This window comes from Paenibacillus sp. S150, from assembly GCF_019352175.1.
In the GTDB taxonomy this organism is placed as follows: Bacteria; Bacillota; Bacilli; order Paenibacillales; family Paenibacillaceae; genus Paenibacillus_AQ.
Genome location: NZ_JACBYI010000009.1, coordinates 61,226 through 81,432 on the forward strand (window position 1 = coordinate 61,226; position 20,207 = coordinate 81,432).

Annotated in this window: 16 protein-coding genes and 1 pseudogene; 16 read left to right on the forward strand and 1 reads right to left on the reverse strand. The window is 44.2% G+C overall.

Annotated features, from left to right (window positions below; all coding sequences use genetic code 11):
- Positions 1 to 90: 90 nt before the first annotated feature.
- The 7 genes from HYD27_RS11310 (at position 91) to HYD27_RS11340 (ending at position 9,145) form a co-directional block, all read left to right on the forward strand.
- Complete coding sequence (locus HYD27_RS11310) at positions 91 to 1,242, forward strand: DNA cytosine methyltransferase (protein WP_219215021.1); 1,152 nt, start codon at positions 91 to 93, stop codon at positions 1,240 to 1,242.
- Positions 1,220 to 2,308, forward strand: coding sequence for a restriction endonuclease (locus tag HYD27_RS11315; RefSeq protein ID WP_219215025.1), 1,089 nt, complete (start codon positions 1,220 to 1,222; stop codon positions 2,306 to 2,308). The genes HYD27_RS11310 and HYD27_RS11315 overlap by 23 nt, the downstream gene beginning before the upstream one ends.
- Before the next feature lie 64 nt (positions 2,309 to 2,372).
- The gene (locus HYD27_RS11320) at positions 2,373 to 2,801 is read left to right on the forward strand and encodes a very short patch repair endonuclease (protein WP_219215028.1); all 429 of its coding nucleotides are present in this window, start codon (positions 2,373 to 2,375) and stop codon (positions 2,799 to 2,801) included.
- A gap of 249 nt (positions 2,802 to 3,050) precedes the next feature.
- Positions 3,051 to 4,184 carry a DNA cytosine methyltransferase gene (locus tag HYD27_RS11325; protein ID WP_219215031.1) on the forward strand — a complete coding sequence of 378 codons (1,134 nt, stop codon included), beginning with the start codon at positions 3,051 to 3,053 and terminating at the stop codon, positions 4,182 to 4,184.
- A complete protein-coding gene (locus tag HYD27_RS11330; RefSeq protein ID WP_219215034.1) occupies positions 4,168 to 6,705 on the forward strand; it encodes an ATP-binding protein in 2,538 nt (845 codons plus the stop codon). The genes HYD27_RS11325 and HYD27_RS11330 overlap by 17 nt, the downstream gene beginning before the upstream one ends.
- Positions 6,702 to 8,438 carry a DEAD/DEAH box helicase family protein gene (locus HYD27_RS32670; RefSeq protein WP_219215038.1) on the forward strand — a complete coding sequence of 579 codons (1,737 nt, stop codon included), beginning with the start codon at positions 6,702 to 6,704 and terminating at the stop codon, positions 8,436 to 8,438. The genes HYD27_RS11330 and HYD27_RS32670 overlap by 4 nt, the downstream gene beginning before the upstream one ends.
- Entirely contained in the window at positions 8,435 to 9,145 is a 711-nt protein-coding gene (locus HYD27_RS11340; RefSeq protein WP_219215040.1) for a hypothetical protein, read from the forward strand. Before HYD27_RS32670 ends, HYD27_RS11340 begins: the two co-directional genes overlap by 4 nt.
- Before the next feature lie 485 nt (positions 9,146 to 9,630).
- On the opposite strand, the gene HYD27_RS11345 is transcribed toward HYD27_RS11340, so the two are convergent.
- Complete coding sequence (locus tag HYD27_RS11345; protein ID WP_219215043.1) at positions 9,631 to 9,879, reverse strand: helix-turn-helix domain-containing protein; 249 nt, start codon at positions 9,877 to 9,879, stop codon at positions 9,631 to 9,633.
- A 142-nt stretch (positions 9,880 to 10,021) separates the two neighbouring features.
- Here HYD27_RS11345 and HYD27_RS11350 point away from each other — a divergent pair, with 142 nt between their 5' ends.
- The 9 genes and pseudogenes from HYD27_RS11350 (at position 10,022) to HYD27_RS11390 (ending at position 20,162) form a co-directional block, all read left to right on the forward strand.
- Positions 10,022 to 10,519, forward strand: a complete 498-nt coding sequence (locus tag HYD27_RS11350) for a hypothetical protein (protein ID WP_219215045.1) — start codon at positions 10,022 to 10,024, stop codon at positions 10,517 to 10,519.
- 172 nt (positions 10,520 to 10,691) lie between these two features.
- Positions 10,692 to 11,384 (forward strand): annotated as a pseudogene (locus tag HYD27_RS11355) (TatD family hydrolase).
- A gap of 127 nt (positions 11,385 to 11,511) precedes the next feature.
- The gene (locus tag HYD27_RS11360; RefSeq protein ID WP_219215047.1) at positions 11,512 to 12,672 is read left to right on the forward strand and encodes a cobalamin-independent methionine synthase II family protein; all 1,161 of its coding nucleotides are present in this window, start codon (positions 11,512 to 11,514) and stop codon (positions 12,670 to 12,672) included.
- Positions 12,673 to 12,924: 252 nt separating this feature from the next.
- Positions 12,925 to 14,148, forward strand: coding sequence for a carbohydrate-binding domain-containing protein (locus HYD27_RS11365; RefSeq protein WP_219215049.1), 1,224 nt, complete (start codon positions 12,925 to 12,927; stop codon positions 14,146 to 14,148).
- A gap of 216 nt (positions 14,149 to 14,364) precedes the next feature.
- Positions 14,365 to 14,586, forward strand: a complete 222-nt coding sequence (locus tag HYD27_RS11370; RefSeq protein WP_219215053.1) for a hypothetical protein — start codon at positions 14,365 to 14,367, stop codon at positions 14,584 to 14,586.
- Between the two features lie 233 nt (positions 14,587 to 14,819).
- Positions 14,820 to 16,832 (forward strand): family 43 glycosylhydrolase, encoded by a 2,013-nt coding sequence (locus HYD27_RS11375; protein ID WP_219215055.1) that lies wholly within the window; start codon positions 14,820 to 14,822, stop codon positions 16,830 to 16,832.
- 172 nt (positions 16,833 to 17,004) lie between these two features.
- Positions 17,005 to 18,192: an LLM class flavin-dependent oxidoreductase gene (locus HYD27_RS11380; protein WP_219215057.1), complete on the forward strand. Its 1,188-nt coding sequence runs from the start codon at positions 17,005 to 17,007 to the stop codon at positions 18,190 to 18,192.
- 410 nt (positions 18,193 to 18,602) lie between these two features.
- Positions 18,603 to 19,499: an alpha/beta hydrolase gene (locus HYD27_RS11385; protein WP_219215058.1), complete on the forward strand. Its 897-nt coding sequence runs from the start codon at positions 18,603 to 18,605 to the stop codon at positions 19,497 to 19,499.
- A gap of 129 nt (positions 19,500 to 19,628) precedes the next feature.
- Positions 19,629 to 20,162, forward strand: a complete 534-nt coding sequence (locus HYD27_RS11390; RefSeq protein ID WP_219215060.1) for a hypothetical protein — start codon at positions 19,629 to 19,631, stop codon at positions 20,160 to 20,162.
- Positions 20,163 to 20,207 lie beyond the last annotated feature (45 nt).

Consider the following 20,207-nt stretch of genomic DNA (forward strand, 5'->3'; position numbering starts at 1 on the left):
TGCTGGTTAACGCTGTTCTATTTTGTTATTATAAATATACGAACATTAGTTTTTATACCGTTAAAATTTGATTGAGGCAGGGTAACAACAATGAATAAAGGACCAACTATTTTCTCGTTTTTTTCAGGGGCAGGATTTTTAGATCTGGGTTTTGAAAAAAGTGGATTTAATGTTGCATTCGTGAACGAGTATCATCCTCCGTTTATGGAGACATATCAGTATTCCCGTGAGGTTATGGGCATGCCACAGCCGGAGTACGGTTATCATTTGGGTGATATTTCTGATTTTAAACGTGAGGCTGAAAGTGAGCACTTATCAGAATTAATTAACAAAACAAAAAGTGAGGAGCGGCTTGTTGGATTTATTGGCGGCCCTCCATGTCCGGATTTTTCAGTAGGCGGTAAGAACAAAGGACATGAAGGGGAGAATGGAAAGCTTTCTGCAACATATGTTGATTTAATTTGTAATCAAGCCCCCGATTTTTTCTTGTTTGAGAATGTTAAAGGGTTATGGCGTACGAAAAAACACAAGGCATTTTATGACTTGATGAAAGAAAAATTACACGCCCATGATTATGTAACAACTGAACGGTTAATTAATTCAATCGAATATGGTGCACCTCAACTCAGGGAACGAATCATATTAATCGGCTTTAAAAAAAGCTTATTGAAAAAACTGGGGATTGAATTAGAAGGAGGTCAGACACTTACTGATGTGTTCCCATGGGAAGACCACCTCAAGTATCACATTGAAGAAATTAACACAATGCCATGGCCGGGAATGGAACCGTTCGTTGAGAATGGAAAACGGGAGAGGCCAGACGGTATTAGTGAAGAATTAACAGTTGACTTTTGGTTTGAGAAAAATGATGTTGAAAATCATCCTAATGCGCATCAGCATTTTACTCCACAGGCTGGACTGGCAAGATTTTTAACCATACCTGAAGGGGATGATTTAAAGAAATCGTATAAGCGGCTGCATCGGTGGAGACCTTCTCCAACAGTGGCTTACGGGAATAATGAAGTACATCTTCACCCTTATAAAGCCCGCCGGTTGTCTGTTGCTGAAGCCCTGGCTCTGCAAAGTTTACCGAAGGAATTTCAATTACCTCAAAACATCACGTTATCAAATGCATTCAAAACAGTAGGTAATGGGGTTCCTTATGAAGCATCTAAAGGAATTGCTAAAACTATCCTAGATTTTTTGAAGGTGGAAGAGTATGGGGAAGCTAACCGCAGCTAATCTGGTACATGAAATTGGAATGTTGCCTAACAACGCTATTTTCAATTATGTTTACGGCAAAACACCAACCCTCGTTAAAATTATTAATATAGTAAGACCACAAGGCCCCATTGTAGTTCAAAGAATTAGGCCTGATAAAGGTGAGACCTGGAAAGATGCCAAAAATGAGTCGATATCTGTCCCAATGATCTGGAGGCTGGCAAATGCCCTGGCTCCGGATCACCCTGTAAGTATAGAGAGAATCTTTGCAGGCAGTTACAATACCCGTTCTGCTTTGGAGGCTCTTCTGGCGCATACTCCACAGTTTTATTACTGTTATCCTGGACGACTTGAGAGTATAAGCTCCCGTAATAAGGTGAAGGCGGGTCATAAACATCTGATGTGGTGCCCGGACAACCCTCACGAACCTAATATTATGGTAAAGGCAGAAGTCAACATGGTAATATCTGAGGTTCCTAACACAGATATCGTGTATGATTCTTTAGTTTTGCCGGATGAAAAGCATAGCCCGAAACTGGATATTGATATGAAACGAAGACATAGCCAGATGCAGGTAGCACTGATAGAAATCGGGCAGTGTCTTGGATTTAAGACGTGGGTGGCCCAGAATGATAAGGGTATAATATATAAGAATCAAAAGCTTGGTGAGATGGAGGGCGTAATCGGGTCACTGGGAAAAGAAGAAAATTTAATCGCATCTTTTCATGAGGCCCAAAAAGCTGCGCTGCTTATTGATTGTATCTGGTTTAAAAATGGCAGACTAATGCCGGCGGTAATGGAAGTTGAGCATAGTACAGGCGTTACCAGCGGCTTAACCCGTATGAAGGGTTTACAGGATGCACTTCCGCCTTTTCCTACCCGTTATGTTATCATTGCACCGGATGAGGACAGGGAGAAGGTTTTTAGAGAAGCATCACGCCCGCAGTTTCAGTCACTAAATGCAAGGTTCTTTCCTTACAGTGCAGTGGAAGAGATGTATGCTCTTTTTAAGCGCCGCAATATTAAAGGTGTCACAGAAGAATTTCTGGATAGTTATATGGAGCCTATACTGGCTCAGTTAGCTTAATCTGAACATGTGGGGACTTTCCTGGTTTGAAAATTGGATCCATATCTATCATGGAAGTGATCTTATGGCAGACAAAATAAGCAAGGAAAAACGAAGTGAAAATATGAGGGCAATCCGGTCTGTATCAATACTTGAGAACATGGTTACAAAAGGGGTCTGGGCCAGGGGGTACCGCTTCAGAAAAAATGTCAAGGGTATGCTCGGAAAACCCGATATCGTAATGAAAAAGTATAAAGTGGTTATTTTTATAGACTCCTGTTTTTGGCACAATTGTCCCGTGCATGGAACTTTACCCAAAAGCAACACTGATTTCTGGATTGAGAAACTGACAAGAAATAAGCGAAGGGATAAGGAAGTCAGTGATTATTACGTAGAAGGAGACTGGAATTTGCTCCGTATCTGGGAACATGAAATCAGGTCTGACTTTAACGGATCAATTGAGAGAATTATTAACTTCATAAACTTGGCTAAAGCAAAAGAGTCCTCTTTTTAGGGGGCTCTTTTTTGGAACATTAAATTAGTAAAATATCTTATAAAATTATGATGACTTCCGCTAATCATCCTCTAGATTATTTTGAATTGCAGATGTGCTAAAATCTAAAATTATATCGATGGAGAACCTATGTGCCTGTATAATTGGAGAAATACTTATATTTGATTCATGCATTTATTGTCATTAGAGGAAAAACTCTAAAAATGTCGAAAAATAAATATATGGTTTATGAAAGGGAGCACAAAGAAGATGCGGATAGATGTCAAAGCAGCAAAACCGGAAATTCCAGTGTTATCCTTTTTTAGCGGTGCAGGCTTTTTAGATATCGGCTTCATGCAAGCCGGTTTTAAGACTGTCTGGTCTAATGAATATGACCGTAATTTTGTGAAAGGATTTGAATATGGCCTTAGCTCTATGACGGGACAGCATCACAAAATAATAAATAATACATCAATTATTGGAATTGGGCCCAATCAAATTATGCGGGAAGCATTTCTTAATACTGCAGTTCCTGATATTTTTGGAATAATAGGCGGTCCCCCGTGCCCGGATTTTTCAATAGGAGGAAAGAACAAAGGGCGTACCGGAGAGAATGGTGTTCTTTCTAAGATCTATGTCGATAAAATAATGGATCTTCAGCCAACCTTTTTTTTATTTGAAAATGTGAAAGGGCTCTTTAAGACAGCAAGGCACCGTGAATTTTTCGATGATTTGAGAAAGCAGTTTTCGGAACACTATCTGACTGATGTACGTATTTTGAATGCTCTGGATTTTGGAGTACCACAAGACAGGGAACGTGTATTTATGGTGGGGTTAAAAAAGAAATGGTTAAAGAGGAAACTCGGTGTCAGAAATATTCCTAAGGATTATGAGTGGTTTCAATGGCCGGAGGATGAACGTTTCGCAGGTGCAAAACAGCGGTTTGCATGGCCGCGGGAAGTGCCATTTGGAATTACTCCTGAGAAGCCTGGTGATATTCCTGAACAATTAATGGTAGGACCATTTATATGTGATCTGGATGAAACTGCTCGTTTGCCCAATGGTCTTGAAGGCCTAAGGCCTTTAAGCGATAAATATCATATTATACATGAAGGTGACGTATCACGGAAAAGTTTTAAACGGCTGCACCGCTGGCGCTATAGCCCCACTGCTGCTTATGGGCATAATGAGGTTCATTTGCATCCGACACAACCGAGAAGGCTGACAGTCCGGGAAGCTCTCCGGATTCAAAGTGTTCCTGATACTTACATATTGCCTGCGGAAATGCCTATAACATATAAGTTCAAAACAATTAGTAACGGTGTGCCTGTAAAACTGGCTCATGCAATGGCGGTTGCGATCAGAAGAATGATAGAGGAGGAACTATATGACGCAAACAGTTAAGTTTTTTGATTTTACACCCGATCCAAAAGTGCTGATAGCTCTGACTCATACCCCAATGCTTCCATTAGATGCATTATGCGAATTAATTGATAATGCGATTGATTCTTTTCAGGCTGCCAGACTCACAGGTATAAAGATAGAAAATCCTCTAATCTCGATTGAGCTGCCAAGAAATTCAGATCTTAATAAGAATACCGGAATAGTACGTATCCGTGACAATGGACCCGGCATGACTGCTGAAATGGCTGAAAAGTCAATTAGGGCGGGATTCTCAGGTAATAATTCATATGACAGTCTTGGGTTATTTGGTATGGGTTTTAATATTTCTACAGGTAAATTCGGCAGAGTAACCAAGCTAATGACAGTCCGGAAAAATGAAGAGCAGGCTATAGAGGTGGTAATTGATCTTGAAAGCATTAATCAGTCTAAAAATTATCAGCTGCCTGTAAATCCGGTTGATAAACCCAGGGGAATTAGTCATGGGACAGTTATTGAAATAAGCCAATGGTGGCCTGAGGGAAATGCAAACAGCCAGTTTGTCAAACGTCTCATTCATTACGGACTTCCAAAAGTGCGTTCTGAACTCGGCCGGCGATATGCCACAGTATTATCCAAGCGGGAAATCAGAATATTGGTAAACGGGGAACCCTGCGAAGCATTTGAACATTGTGTCTGGGATTCAAACAGATATGTTGAACGGAAAGGGCACGGGCAGATTCATGCAAGATATGACTTTGACCATATTATTGGGGTGCAAAGAAGATGCGGTAACTGTACTGCTTTAATTCCGGATGAAATGATTGAATGCCCTTCATGTAAATCTTCAAACATCCGGAGTATTGAGGAAAAAATAAAAGGCTGGGTCGGTATCCAAAGATTTGACGACAGTACTGAATACGGAATTGATTTAATCAGGAATGGCAGGGCGATCCGGATAGCTGAAAAAACAGCTTTTTTCGAATTTGTAGACGAATTTAAGAAAACAATTATGGATTATCCTATTGACGGGCCATTCGGAAGAATAGCAGGTGAAGTACATCTAAATCATGTCCCTGTAGATTTTCTAAAACAGGATTTTCAGCGCAGCAGTCCTGAATGGCAGCGTGCCATCTCTTATTTAAGAGGGGAGAGCTCATTGCAGCCTAGTCAGCCAGGTGCGGATCAAAACAAAAGCTATATTTACAAACTGTATCAAGGTTACCGCAGAGTCAGAAAGCCGGGGAAGGCTGACTTATATATGGGATATTGGGATAGAGATTCCAATGAACCTAAGCGTATATCAAGGGATGTAGAAAAAGAATATTATCAAAAATTCTTAGAAAAGTTGCCCGGATATTATGATGATTCAGAATGGTGGAAGCTGGTAGAACAAGCTGATTCCCCTCCGCTTGAAGAACTGGTTGAATGTCCGGAATGCAGCGCGCAGAATCTGAAGGAACATGATACGTGTAACGTTTGCGGCCACATATTACTAGGGAAGCCATGTATTAATCCGGATTGTAAACATGAGATCCCCAAGTCAGCTTATTCTTGTCCGGAGTGCGGCATGTCCCAGGTACCAAAAATTGAAGAACCATGGACCTGTCATGTTTGCGGTACCAGAAACAGGGCAGCTGAAAAGAGCTGTACATCATGCAGTGAGGAGAAAGGCACTGAGAATACTCTTTCTAAGGAATTTCTCTCACAGAATGCCAACAAATCTGATGACTTGTCTATACCAGGCTGTTCAATTATGCTGGCTGACGGCGTCTATAGTTCGCCTGTAAATGTAAATGTTTTTATTACCCGATTACCGATAAAGTCAAATCATCAAACCGATGGGATTCCGCTGATTGTTTTTAAAGAAGAAGAAATAGATGTATACCTGGACAAAACTCACAAATTGTTTAAATCCTTCCGGATCCGGCCTGAACAGATGATAGCTGCTGAAGTTGCACTTTACATTTATGATATGAACCGGAGACTTTCCGGAAAACAATATCACGGAAGACATACCCTCTCAACAATTGAATGGCAGATTTTAAACAGCAGATGGTCTGACAAACTTGAGGATAGCCCTGAGAAAATCCGGGAAGAAGTTTGTATATTCTTTACCCAGATAAAAATGAAACTTCCGGAACTTTTAAAAGAAACAGCTGCCGATATATTTGACGAGATGGATGAAGAACAGAAAAGGGCAATGGTTGATAACATGCTTAATCAAAATGCTGATATCAGCCGGCTTGGAGAGATGAAGGAGACCGGTTTATTTCTATTGTATATAGATGAGGCAGTTATTACTGATATTTTTAAAAAGTACCCGCATGTATTTTTCGATGGAGGGATATGGGAAGTTCCATACTTAGTTCCGGCGGAATTAACCGATACAATATTACACCAGGCGCAAATAAGAATCAGGAATGTTTATCTTAACTGTTTAAATGATATGGTGAACTATATTAAATATCGTTCAACTGAGACAGGAATCTCTCAAAAAACAAGGCTATCATTGGATTTTCTGCAACAAAAGGTGATAAAGTGAGTACTTTCATCAGTGGAATAATTCTAAAGTCCGGCACATGGCAGGCATTTGAAAGAGTGGTCTCACGTTTACTGGCTCATGAAGGTTTTGAAGGCATAAGGCTCGTCGGCCAATCCGGTGACCGCGGGGCTGATGTTCTAGCGCACCGGGCTGGTAAACGATGGCTGTTCCAAATGAAACACTGGAAAAACAGGGTTGGTGTTGAAGTTGCTGACCAGACGCTGGAGGCTATGAGAATTTACAGGGCACAAGTTCCTGTAATTGTAGCTCTAAACGGTTTTGATGACAAGCTGAAGGAGCACCAGAGAACTCTAATGAGCAGAGGAATACCGCTTCAGCTGTGGGATACAAAGGCACTTATCACCAGGGCGGAAAAACTTCCTGAAATGCCCGTACTTAACAGAAATCCGCGCGGGTATCAGGAGGAGGCCATACGGTCTACAATACAAATATTTAACGAAAAGAATAAAAAGGCCCTGGTTGTGATGGCTACAGGACTTGGTAAGACTTTTGTAGCATGTGAAACTGTTAGACGGATTAACGCAATAACTTCACTAAAATTTCTTGTAATAGCCCATACGAATGAGCTTGTTTATCAAATAGAGAAAGCTTTCTGGCCATTTCTGTCTAAGGAACAGGAAACAACGGTATGGAATGGATATGAGCAGCCTGGCGAAGAACGTCTGGAAAAAAGTAATGCCGTTTTCGCATGTTTAAATACAGTTGCTGATTATGTCCAGAGAGGGAAAGAACTGCCGCTTTTTGATCTTATTATTATAGATGAATGCCACCATGTTGGGGGACAAATGTATAACGCCGTACTACAAGAGACTCTGGCTGGTACGGATGGCGGGCCATTTCTTCTGGGGTTGACAGCAACACCATGGCGTCCGGATGATGTTGATCTCTCAGAATATTTTGGTGAACCTCTTGTTAGTGTGGATATTGTTACCGGTTTACGTAACGGCTTTTTATCCGATGTCGATTACAGAATGTATACTGACAATATAAACTGGGGAGCTCTAGGAGAACTAAAAGGAAGAAAATTTTCGCCGCGGCATATTAACAGGACTCTGTTTATCACTGAGTGGGACGATGCTGTTGTATTTGAGCTGAAAAGGGTGTGGCAGGAACAGCGTAAACCAAGGGCAATTGTTTTCTGCGGTACGATAGATCATGCAGCTACAATGAGAGACCGTATTAATTCACTCGGCTTCTGTAACGCATCGGCAATATATTCACAGACTTCTGCCGGCCGTTCGATGGACCCTGCAGAACGTAACCGTATACTCTGCGATTTTCAAGACGGTGCAATTGATGTTTTATGTGCAGTTGATATTTTAAACGAGGGTGTTGACGTGCCGGATGTGAACATTATTGTATTTCAGAGAGTGACCCACAGCCGGAGAATATTTATTCAGCAGCTAGGCAGAGGTTTAAGGTTGTCAAAAGATAAGGAAAAAGTTATTGTTCTTGATTTCGTATCTGATATACGCAGATTCGCAGCAGGCATTAATTTGAAAGATAGCCTCGATGAAGATGGGCCGGCTCCGGGGAATCCGGTAAGAATCAGCCTGCCACATAAAGTTACATTCAGAAAAGCCGGCGGGGAAGATCCGCAAACTGAATCTTTTTTAAGACAATGGCTTGAGGATGTGGCTGCGGTGGAGGGAGCGGGGGAGGATGCAAGTATACTTAAATTTCCGCCAGAATTAAGAGGAGGACGAAAATGACATTTGATGAAGTCATCAATGATATTGAGAAAATGGTCGGATTAGAACTGGAAAGTATTAAGCCTGGTGCTAATATTAAGCTTAATAGAATAGATAAAGCAGCTAAGAGAATTGAATTAATAACATTCGCGGGCAAAATTAAAACCAGACCTTTTAGTGAGTTGGAAAAAATATGGAACAAAATTTGTTCTTCTCCAGCTGCTCACGTAGACAGTGTTCTTGGAGGCTCCGGATCAAGCAGGAATCAGCCGGAAACCGTAATGGCTAACCTGCCTTATGTAGAATGGTTTTTTATAGACGGTAAAAAGCATCTGGCTTTGGTGAAGGAACCGACGCATGGTTACGGAACACTTTTAAGGATGGATGAAGTGGCTGCAATTGAAATAAAAGACAAACTATTAAATGTAGCAAGTACTGCTTGCGAAGTAGTTGTTATCACTGAAGACATAAAGGAAACTGCGTATGCTTATGAGAAAATTACAGGAATACCGTTATATCCAGTTTCTCCGGGCGTTTATGAGCAGTATAAAAATAAAGTCAGATTTATTATTGTGTCCAAAAGTAACTTGTCCAATCAAGTTAAGCCGGGAACTTATATAGTGGTTTCTGGGGGGGGCAATCAAGGTTCAGAGCCGACAATATATTTAGATGGGCGGGAATTTCAAGTGTTTTGTGAGGGAGGGATGTATCTTCTCGTCACATTATAATTTAATTAATCCTGAATTTCGGAAGTAAGTATCCACAAATCATCTAAAAAGCTCTACACGAAGGGATTTCTTGTTAAAAACAGCTTGCACCAAATGGGTGAAGGTAAGAGGGTTTATCCCTTGTCCTATCTGGATTTGTTCAGTTCACTTTCGAAATTCAGGTTAATATAATTTTGCCGTAAAATACACCCTGTAAATGGGTGTGTGTTTCTACTTATAGAACAAAAAACAGGAAGCTGTTGGTTTAATTATGCAGAAATATAGAAGTAATTATCTAAAAATGAATAAAGTAATGAATCTTATGTATCAGGGGTAAGATAAAGGAATAAAAGTCTCTTTGAATATTTTTTAGGGAATATAATTCTCAAGAAGTAGTTTATCTCGGTAATAGAGGACAAAAATCAGGGGCGTGTGTACATGATTTTACATGTAATTTTGGACGTTATAATACGCAGTTATGATTGAGTGCTAGAGTTTACATCCTTTCACCTACTCTCCCCCAACAACTCTCCAACAGAAACCTCTAACGCCTTTGCAACGGCAACCACCTCATAATCCTGCACAAGTCTATGTTGACCTTCCAGTCTGGATAAACTGGTCGGGCTGATATCTAAACCGAAGGTTTGCAACTTGGCGAGAAAATCTTTTTGCTTCATTCGCTTAGCTTTTCGAATAGCTATAACTCGGGTCCCGATGATGTTTTTGTCACCCGGTGGCTCTTGGTGATGCTTCATTTCGGTGTCGCCTCACAATATTTTATTTAAATTCGATATTCGCATTAAAATAATACTTACCTGGCATACAATTTGGTTAATACGCATTAAAATTTCTGTACATCGTCTACAGACATAGCTTTTCCAGGAAGGAGAGGAAGTAATGCAGCATCTGACGTACAAATATGAGAAGGAGAAGCGTAAGCTGAATGAACTTGGACAGAAATCACTGGAGCAGGGCATTCCGTTAAGCACCAATGAGACGCTTCAGGCTCAGAGTCGTAAAGTGGACGAACTCATTAATCAGATGTATCAAGAAAAAAGTGGACATACAGCTTCATTTCGTTTGGAATTCTTTCTTGGGGGAGATGTGGTGAGCTTTCCAGCGTGGTTTATACAAACGATTCAAGGTCGATTGGATGAGGTGAGCGCACTGATTGAACATCAATCCGAGCCTAGACAAGCTTTTGAAGAAGAGCGCAAAGCTTTTCAAGCTTTGTTTGCCTCCATGGATATTGCACGTAAGCCGGAGTTTGAGTATTGGGAGGATAAGCTTTCTATAAAGCAATCCGTTATTTATGAACGTCTATATCTGCAAGGGCTCAAGGATGGAATGCAGCTTGCTAATGCCATTACTGCTTCTTCAGTTTTCTCGGATTAAGATTGAATTAAAAGGTATACGCATACTTATATCTGGACTGTCCGTGCGACAGTCTTTTTCTTGTGAAATTCCGGAATCTTTGACTCAAAACAAACATTCCCGTCTCCCGGACATTTAATAAGCCTATAATAAATTTAATGGTCGAAAAGATGAAAGAAGGAGAATTACAATCATGAATCACACTATCACGGATATCCGCGTTAATCTAAGCACCGCAGCTTTCAGGCGGATCGTGAGCAGATAGTTGACGAGCGATAGAACATAACGTTACGCCTCTACTTATCACAGGAACGAGCCTGAGGAACAGCCAGGAAGCTGCCCGCTATGCCGGGCGTTATCCGGGGAAGCTGTAAGCTACTGCGGGAGTTCATCCCCATGATGCGAAGAGCGCAGTGATGAGACGATTACGAAGTAAATCGGGATTTCTAGCAAATCCGGCTGGCGCTTGAGCTTAATTTGCCATTATTTCTGCATGAGCGGGAGACTTTTGCAGATTTCTTGGCAATGCATAAGGAACAGCCGGTCCAAAAAGCAGTGGTTTATTGTTTCACCGGGTCGCAGTCTGAGCTTACAGCTTATATTGAAATGGGGCTTTATATCGGAATCACCGGATGGATCTGTGATGAGCGGAGAGGTAAACACCTGAGAGAGCTTGTCCGAAAGGATTCCGCTGGATCGGCTCATGATCGAGACGGACGCACCCTTCCTGACCCCCAGGGACTTACAGGAAAAGCCTAAGGATGGGCGGAACAAGCCTGCCTTCCTGCCGCATATCCCGCAAACTATAGCACGATGTTTAGGCAGATCCATAGAAGAGGCCGCCAAGGCAACTACAGAAACGGCTGCGGAGTTCTTCGGTATTTAATCGCGCCCCCACTATACCTTTTACCTATAACCAGATATCACTTATAAGTCTTATGTGGATCATCCTCCTCCATGCTAGAATCAAACCATAACAGCAAGACATGCGGTGAAATGGAGGAGGATTTTTCATGTGCAATAGATTTCAAATCGTAGGCAGCCTGCTGCGTCCGTCCGGGTTATTGGAATATAAACATCAGATTGAACACCGGGATGATATCCGGTATCCCTTTTACCGGGACTTCCAGGGGTATGAGCAGTGTGAAGCCGAGGCGATTCAGGCTGTAGTCGATAAAGAAAGAGAAAATGGCCTGTCCGTGCTCACGGATGGAGAATATTCCAAATCGATGTGGCATCTGGACTTTGTCTGGGGCTTCCAGGGAATTGAGCGTTATATTGCGGATCACGGATATTTCTTCAGAGATACAGACGGAACTTCCAAATATGAGACCAGAAAAGATATCGGACTGCGCATTACTGGTGAATTAGGCGGGAAGAACCATCATTTTATTCATGCCTATAACAAGCTTCAAGCCCATGCCGGCGGCCGTGAAACCAAGCTGTGCGTACCTTCGCCCTCCCATATCTTTGGTGAGTTATCCTGGTCGGGTAACATTGGCGGCACAGAAGCTGTGTATAAGGATAGACATGAGCTTAAGGACGGCCTTGTTAAGGCGTATAAGGAATTTGTGGGGGAATTTGCTGCTGCCGGAGGACAGATTCTGCAATTCGACGATTGCTTATGGGAGCTGTTCGCAGATGATAACCCGAATTCTCCATATACCGGCGAGAATATCAATCAAGCGGAAGTGCAGGCGCTGGCTGCAGAATTTATTGACATTAACAATACTATCATTGATTACGGTCATAGCCTAGGCCTCAGAATGTGGACGCATAACTGCCGCGGCAACTATGATTCCCGCAATATGGGCGGCGGCTCCTATGCCAAGATTGCGAATTTGTTCCTGAAGCAGCTGAAATACGACCGCTTTTTCCTGGAATGGGATGATGAACGTGCAGGCTCCCTTGAGGCGCTTGAAGTATTCAAGGATAAGCCTGAAACGGAGATAGTACTTGGACTATTGTCTTCCAAAACAAATACGCTTGACGATGAGGCCCGTGTAGTCAGAATGCTGGATGAAGCCTCCAAAATTATCGACAAGGACCGGTTATTGCTGTCCCATCAATGCGGCTTCGCATCCTGCGACGGCGGCAATGAATTAACGGAAGCTGAACAGTGGGCGAAGATTAACCAAGGACAACAGATTGCCCGGCAATATTGGGGTAATTGATATTTAACGTAATTAAATAGGGATATGATTCCCTTCCCGGACTGTCGAAGGTATTATCGGCAGTCTTTTTTTCTATGAACAGGAAGCTGTGCTTGGCATGCGGAATTTTGGCGACTTGTATAGCAAGTTCTAGAATTGATATTTAAGTTTGATTTAAGTTAGCTGGGTTATGATGTGAATAAATCAAGAATCGGTAATGCTTTTGAATAAGAAGCAGCTGATTGCAACTGAGTATACAAGGAGTGTTCATTTATGAAACCTAACAAGTTGAAAAGCATACAGGCCATTGCTGTGGCCGCTTTACTTACTGCAGCCATCGCCGGATGCTCTAAGGCAGAAGTCGGCAGCGAGGTTACTGCTACAGCCACTGAAACAGCAGCTTCAACGGGGTCGTCAAGCACAACGCCGGCAGCGGAAGCTTCCGTGACGGACACACCGGAATTATTCACGGACCGGGATTTGGAACAGTCGGCGGATCTTGCAGCTGCAACACAAATGGATTTGGTGAGCAATCAAGATGTGACACTGAGCGAGGAAGGCGTGTATGTCTTAAGCGGTGAGGTGAACAATGTGACGATAACGGTTGATGCTGCCGAGGAGGCCAAAATACAAATTGTCCTTGACGGCGTCAGCATAACTAATGAGGATTCACCTGCCATTTATGTGAAAGCAGCGGATAAAGTATTCGTTACATCCACAGACAGCGAGAATCACATGGAGGTTACCGGAAGCTATGTGGCGGACGGGGATACCAACTTGGATGCAGTCATTTTCTCAAGAGCGGATATAACCCTGAATGGAACCGGGACCTTAGATATTGTATCGAGCCAAGGGAACGGGATTTCTTCAAAGGATGATCTTAAAATTACCGGAGGCGTATATAGCATTCAGTCTTTGGCGGATGCACTAGAGGCCAATGATGCCATTCTTATCTATGATGGAACGATTACCATAGATACGGATAAAGATGCCCTGCATAGCGAAAACGAAGAGGATGCTTCCCTGGGGAATATCTATATTGAAGGCGGCACATTAAATATCACTGCTGCCGATGATGCCATCACGGGCAGCAACATTGTTCAAATCGATGGCGGCACCATTGACATTAAGAGCGCCCAAGAAGGCATCGAGGCAAACCATGTCATAGTGAATGATGGTCAGATTACAATGTATGCGGATGATGATGGCATAAACGCCACACAAAGTGCCAATGCTGATGTAGTGATTGAGGTCAACGGCGGTACGATTAATATAACTATGGCCAGCGGGGACACGGATGCCTTTGATTCAAACGGTGATATTTATATTAATGGAGGAACCATTAATATAGAAGCAGCTTCCGCCTTTGACGCGGATGGTACAGCAGAGTTGAATGGCGGCACTGTCACGGTCAATGGAGAGCAAGTCACTCAAATCACGCAATCACGCGGAGGTGGCGGGGGCGCAGGTGGCGGCAGGGGAGGAAGGGGCTTTTAGGAGTCAAGGTGAAAACTCTCACCCGGTTTCAGCCTCCTGTATCCCCTTAACGTATAATCGCCAGTAAAGCAATTTAATTCGACATGTAAGATCCGCAAGCTGCTCTCCACCAAGAGCCGGAAGCATGCCAATGAGGAAATCGCCGAAGCGCGTGCCGATTATATTTCGGATCATCTGGGGATACACAAACAGGAAGTGATCCGGATTATTCAACTGATGAGAGAGGAGAACATTCTGGCGGATGCCCAGGAGCTGACCGCCTTTATCAAACGTAAGGTTAACCGCAACCGTTCACTTACCTATCTGAAAATTTTCCGCAAAATCGAGATATTCCTACGGGACAACAAGCGGCGCTACAGGCAGGATGACTATGCGGTACTGCGTTTTGTGGAAAACAATGGGCTGAAAAGATACTTTTCGGCCTGTTTTTTTTGCTGATTTATAGAAATGCTGATAGAAATGCTGAAGACAAATAAAATATTTTACAAAAAATTTCTAAAGATGTAATATAAATGGTAAGGAATATATTGGTATATTAACTTCATGGGATAAGTATTTTGTTAGGAGAATAGAGGTGAAATTATAAAAAATACAAATTAGAGAGAGTGCGGATGAAAAAAGATGTGTTAGGGACAGTCTAAACTATTTTAATAAAAGGAGGTTTAATGAAATTGCATAGGAATTTAAAAATGGGGTTAATACTTGCACTGGTTTTTATGCTTCAATTTCCGCTCAGCCTATTAGAAGGAAGCAACGTCGCAGATGCGGCAGCGATAAGTACAACGAGAACATCGGTCCATGATCCGTCTATCGTAAAATCGGGCAATAATTACTATATTTTTGGTTCCCATATGGCCAATGCCGTTAGCTCGGATCTGGCTTCCTGGAGTAATTTTACCACAAATATTAACAGCAATTATTCCAGTATTTTTTCAGTAGGGGGCGCCTGGGCAGCCAGGGGCAGCAGTGATTATGATATCAGCGGAAACCTTTGGGCGCCGGACGTGATATATAACCCCGCTATGGGCAAATGGTGTATGTACATGAGCGTTAACGGCAGTAATTATTACTCGTCCATTGCGTTAGCTACTGCGGACAGCATCACGGGGCCTTATACTTACGCAGGTACAGTGGTGTATTCGGGGTTTACCAATTCCTCGGAAGCAGGCGCAACTGACTATGCGGCGGTTACAGGATCTAATTCGGTTGCGGGCAGGTATGTATCAGGAGGTTCCTGGAACGCAGCTTACGGGCCCAATGCCATAGACCCGGCGCTGGTGTATGATAAGAACGGACAGCTTTGGATGAGTTACGGTTCCTGGTTTGGCGGAATCTTTTTGCTGAAGCTGGATAACCAGACCGGATTAAGAGATTATTCTTATACCTATCCTACGGCAGCTAATTCCTCTGACCAGTATTTTGGCACACGGCTTTCCGGCGGATACGGCAATACGGGAGAAGGTTCCTATATTGTCTGGGACCAGGCAGCAGGGTACTATTACATGTATGTATCCTATGGCGGTCTTGACGCAACTTCAAATTTCGGAGGTTACCATATACGTGTGTTCCGCTCAACAAACATTGCGGGACCTTATACGGACGCAGCGGGCAACACGGCTATCTGTACAAGCAGCAATGCCGACCAGACAACCAAGGGGATAAAGCTGTTCGGTAATTATACCTTGTCTTCCTTAAATAATGTAAGCGATTCCGAACTAAGCGGCAACGGTTACAAATCGCCGGGGCATAATTCGGCTTTTATTGATTCCGGCGGGCAGAGGTACCTGGTATACCACACCAGATTTAACCATGGCAATGAGTACCACCAGGTAAGGGTGCACCAGCAATTTTTAAATGCTGACGGATGGCCGGTTACTGCGGTGTATGAATATTTAGGCAGTGAAATATCCCAAACCGGATATCAAACCAGCGAAATTGTTGGTTATTACGATTTTATTAACCATGGGAACAGCGCAACAACCGCAAATACGGGAATGCTTCCTACCGTTTCGGTATCATTGAATGCTGACGGAACCATATCCGGCGCCTATAGCGGCACATGGTCCCATACACCGGGAACTTATTACAGCACTATGGTTATTGGCGGTGTGAGCTATAAAGGGGTTTTCTTTAAACAGTATGATGAATCCTCATCACACAAAGAAACAATGACCTTTTCATTAATTGGTTCCAATGACCAGTCGGTCTGGGGTTCAAAAACCGGTACACCATCCTCAAATACCCTTGACGGGGATTATTACATTAAGAACTATTTCAGCGGATTATATCTGGATGTGGCTGACGGCAATGCAGCGGATGGAACAGGTATTCAGCAGTATGATTTTAACGGCAGCCATGCCCAGATATTCCGTTTGGTATCCGACGGCAGCGGATATTATTCCATTTTAACAGGGGCATCGAATTATACAAGCGGCATAGATGTGGAAAATGGAAGCCCTGCTGACGGCACCAATATCATCCAGTGGACTTACTGGGGAGGAGATATGCAGAAGTATGAAATTGTTGAAGCAAGAACCGGTCTGTATGCGATTAAGACAAAAGCATCCTCAAGCGCATCCAGTTTGGAAGTTTATAATTGGAGCACAGTATCCGGAGGGCCGATAGTCCAATGGACTTATTGGGGCGGAGATGTCCAGCTCTGGTATTTGGAACCGGCGAATTAGCACATCATTTCTGACAAAGAGTGCCCGTACAGGTGTTGACTGGTATGGGTGCTCTTTTTTTGCTGATCTCTTCCAACTGGCGCTTTACAGAAAGAGCTTGCTCTGTTTATTTCTTGCGGCAGGGTGATATAATGACGTGAGAAAGTTAATATTTAAAATTTGGAGGGTTAGCATGGGTAAGCAAGTTGACAAATATGACGCACTTTGGACTCCGCCGGAGCCTCAGGACAACCCGGACAGCCCGCTCTCAAAAGCATTTAAACAGCCTTTGATGCTGGGTCTGTTTTTGCCTTTCCAAACAGGCGGGTGGTCTCAGTCTACCCTGCCGCGCGGAACGGACTGGACGTACGCTTATAACTCCCGTGTAACCAAGCAGGCGGAAGCCTTCGGATTTGACGTTGTATTCGGCCTCTCGCAATGGCTGCCTAAAGGCGGCTTCGGGGGAGAGATGAGCTACCGCGAGAACTTTTTGGACCCGTTTGTCACGACCGTGGCGCTGGCGGCCGAAACAAGCCGGATTTTATTGCTGGGCACTATTCATATTTTGTACGGCCCATGGCATCCGATGCACCTGGCCCGCTTTCTGGCGGCGGCCGACCACATTTCACAAGGCAGATTCGGCGCTAACATTGTGACAGGTTATGCCGAAAATGAACCCCGCATGTTTGGTGCTGCCAGAAAGGATCATGACTCGCGGTATGAACAGTCGGCGGAATTCATCCGCATTTGTAATGCTTTGTGGTCCGGCAACGACAATTTGACATACGAAGGGGAGTTCTACTCCCTTGAAGAAGCCTATGTTTCGCCGCGGCCGCTTTACGGCCGGCCGGTCCTGGCTTCAGCTTCGGGGTCTCCGGCAGGCTTCCGCTATGCCGGGCAATTCTCGGACATTGTATTCGTGTCGAGTCCGGCGGGCGAGAAGCTGTCCGACGCTTTGCCTAAATTGCCTGATCATGCTGCGGCGGTCAGGAATGAAGCGGCGGCGCGGGGAAGAAACGTCCGGGTCATCATTAACCCGACCATTATTGTGCGCCCTACCCGCCAAGAAGCGGAAGCCTACTATCAGGCTATAATGGATCATGCGGATTTGGGTTCAATACGCAACTTCTATGCCAGACACGCGGCAGGGGACAGCGTTTCATGGCTGGAACACTCGGCGAAAGGACGCGCGGTAGGCGGGCATCTGCATATCGTCGGCTCTCCCGAAGAGGTAGCCGGGCAGCTCGCCCAGCTCCATGCGGCAGGCATTGACGGGATTCAAATCACGTTTTACGATTACGAGCCGGAGCTGGCTTATTTTAGCGAAAGCGTCATTCCGCTCCTTGAGCAGCAGGGCTTGCGGCTGCCGGTTGAAATTTAATGAGATGGAGGCGGTAAGCGCCGGTAAGTCTTCTTGCGCAAACGCTAACTTTAAGGACGGCAGCAGACCCTTCGGGCCCGCTGCCGTATTTGCGCAGAGAATGGGACAAGCATCGCGGGGGACAGGAAAAATGAAGTACAATAATGAAGTGAAGTGGAATTAGTGAACTTAATTGGACTGAAAAGCCTGCGGTAGGAGGAATAGTGGGAAAAAGGCAACTTATTTTAGGCGTATTTCTCTCTAAAGGGGCGAAACGGATGGATTAGGTGTTCTATTTCCCACTAACGCGTTCGAAAAAGGGGAGCAGGGGAGAAATAAGTTTCCTTTTTCCACTTGGGTCCGCAGGTGCTACATACGGAGTTGATGAACAGTGTCATGTTTAGGATAAAGCAAATACGGGAGGTATACTTATGAGGAAAATATCAGAAGAGAAGGTTTATTCAAGGGAGCAGCTGCAAAAAAAGGTAAGGCTGATTAAATGGTTGGCAGCCCACTCAACGAAAGCAGGCCGCATTGGAAAGAAGCGGAACGGCAAAGAACTTTTTCTGGATACGGTGGAAGGAAAAATCCGTGTGCTTGCATACAACATGGAAGGATCTGAGAACCTCCCGCTGTTCATCAATATTCATGGAGGCGGCTTTATTTTGGGGCGTGCGGAGATGGATGATCCCTATTTGATGAATGTGGCCGATAAAGCCAAGGTGAAGATTCTGAGCATTGACTACAGCCTTTCTCCGGAAGAGATATTTCCCAAAGCGCTGAACGAGTGCTATGCAGTTGTAAAATATGCAAAGGAACATGCCCGGGAGCTTGGTATAGATCCTGACCGCATCGCCCTGGGGGGTCACAGCGCCGGAGGCAATCTCAGCGCTGCAGTATGCCTGAAGAATATGGAAGCCAAAGAGTTGGATATTAAGTGCCTGATATTGGATTACCCGCCGCTGGATATTTATACTGATCCTTATCTTAAGCCGCAGCCGAAGGGGGCTCTTGCACCGGGGATGTGCCGGATATTTAATGCATGCTACTGCAACGGCAAAGAGGAACGGAAAAATCCGTTGGTCTCCCCTGTTTTTGCTACGGCAGATCAGGTGAAATCATTTCCCCCAACCCTGATTTTAACAGCAAGCCGGGATTCCTTATATAAGGAGGCGGAAGATTTCAGGGATAAACTAGCAGAGGCAGGCGTAGTTGTAACCCATAAGCGCTTTGAAGGTTCGCTGCATGGCTTTACCTTGAGCGATAAGCCGGATGCTGTGAAAGGATGGCAGATGATGATTGATCATCTGAACCGTTATCTGCATTGACACAGTTTCATGAGAAAAAAGAAAGTTATAAAATCCCGTCCATGACTAAAGGTCCAGTAAAGCTGGCCGTGTTATATTCATTCCTGTAAGGCAGCTGCTTACAAAAATCGTAATGATGGAGGTAAAGCTATGAAACCAGCCCTAAAAGATTCATTTCGCCAGCTTAAAACCAAGCCTGCTGCTGCTGCTGTATTCGCCGTTCTGCTCTTGACACTGGGAACCAGCGCGGCATTTGCCGCTACCGGAATTCAGATACCGGCAGTTAATGCAGAAAGCCAGGGCGCATCGGCAGATGAACAACTGGAAGCCGTGCCGGTTTCTGCGGCCGGAAGCAGCATTGCCGCCGAAACCCGTGAAGACGGCAAGACCTATTATTCGGCGGATGAGGGAAAAACCTGGAGCCTGGAAGTCCCGGCAGGATTCCAGATTATCGCAGATGATGAAAAGGGCAGCATTCAGGTCGTTCCAGATGGGATTTCTGCCCAAGCGGCAAGCTATGGTGCGCCGGTGGAGGAAGCAGGCACGTTTACCGTCGAAGTCCGGGAAGACGGGAAGCAATACTTTTCGGCAGATGGGGGAGAAAGCTGGAGCCTGACTCCTCCGGCAGGGATTCAGCTTTCCCGGGATGGAGACAGCTATAGCGCCAGTATCAGCAATCCTTAACAAGTAATTTAAGTGAGGGCGAAGAGGCTGTCCGGGCAGCCTCTT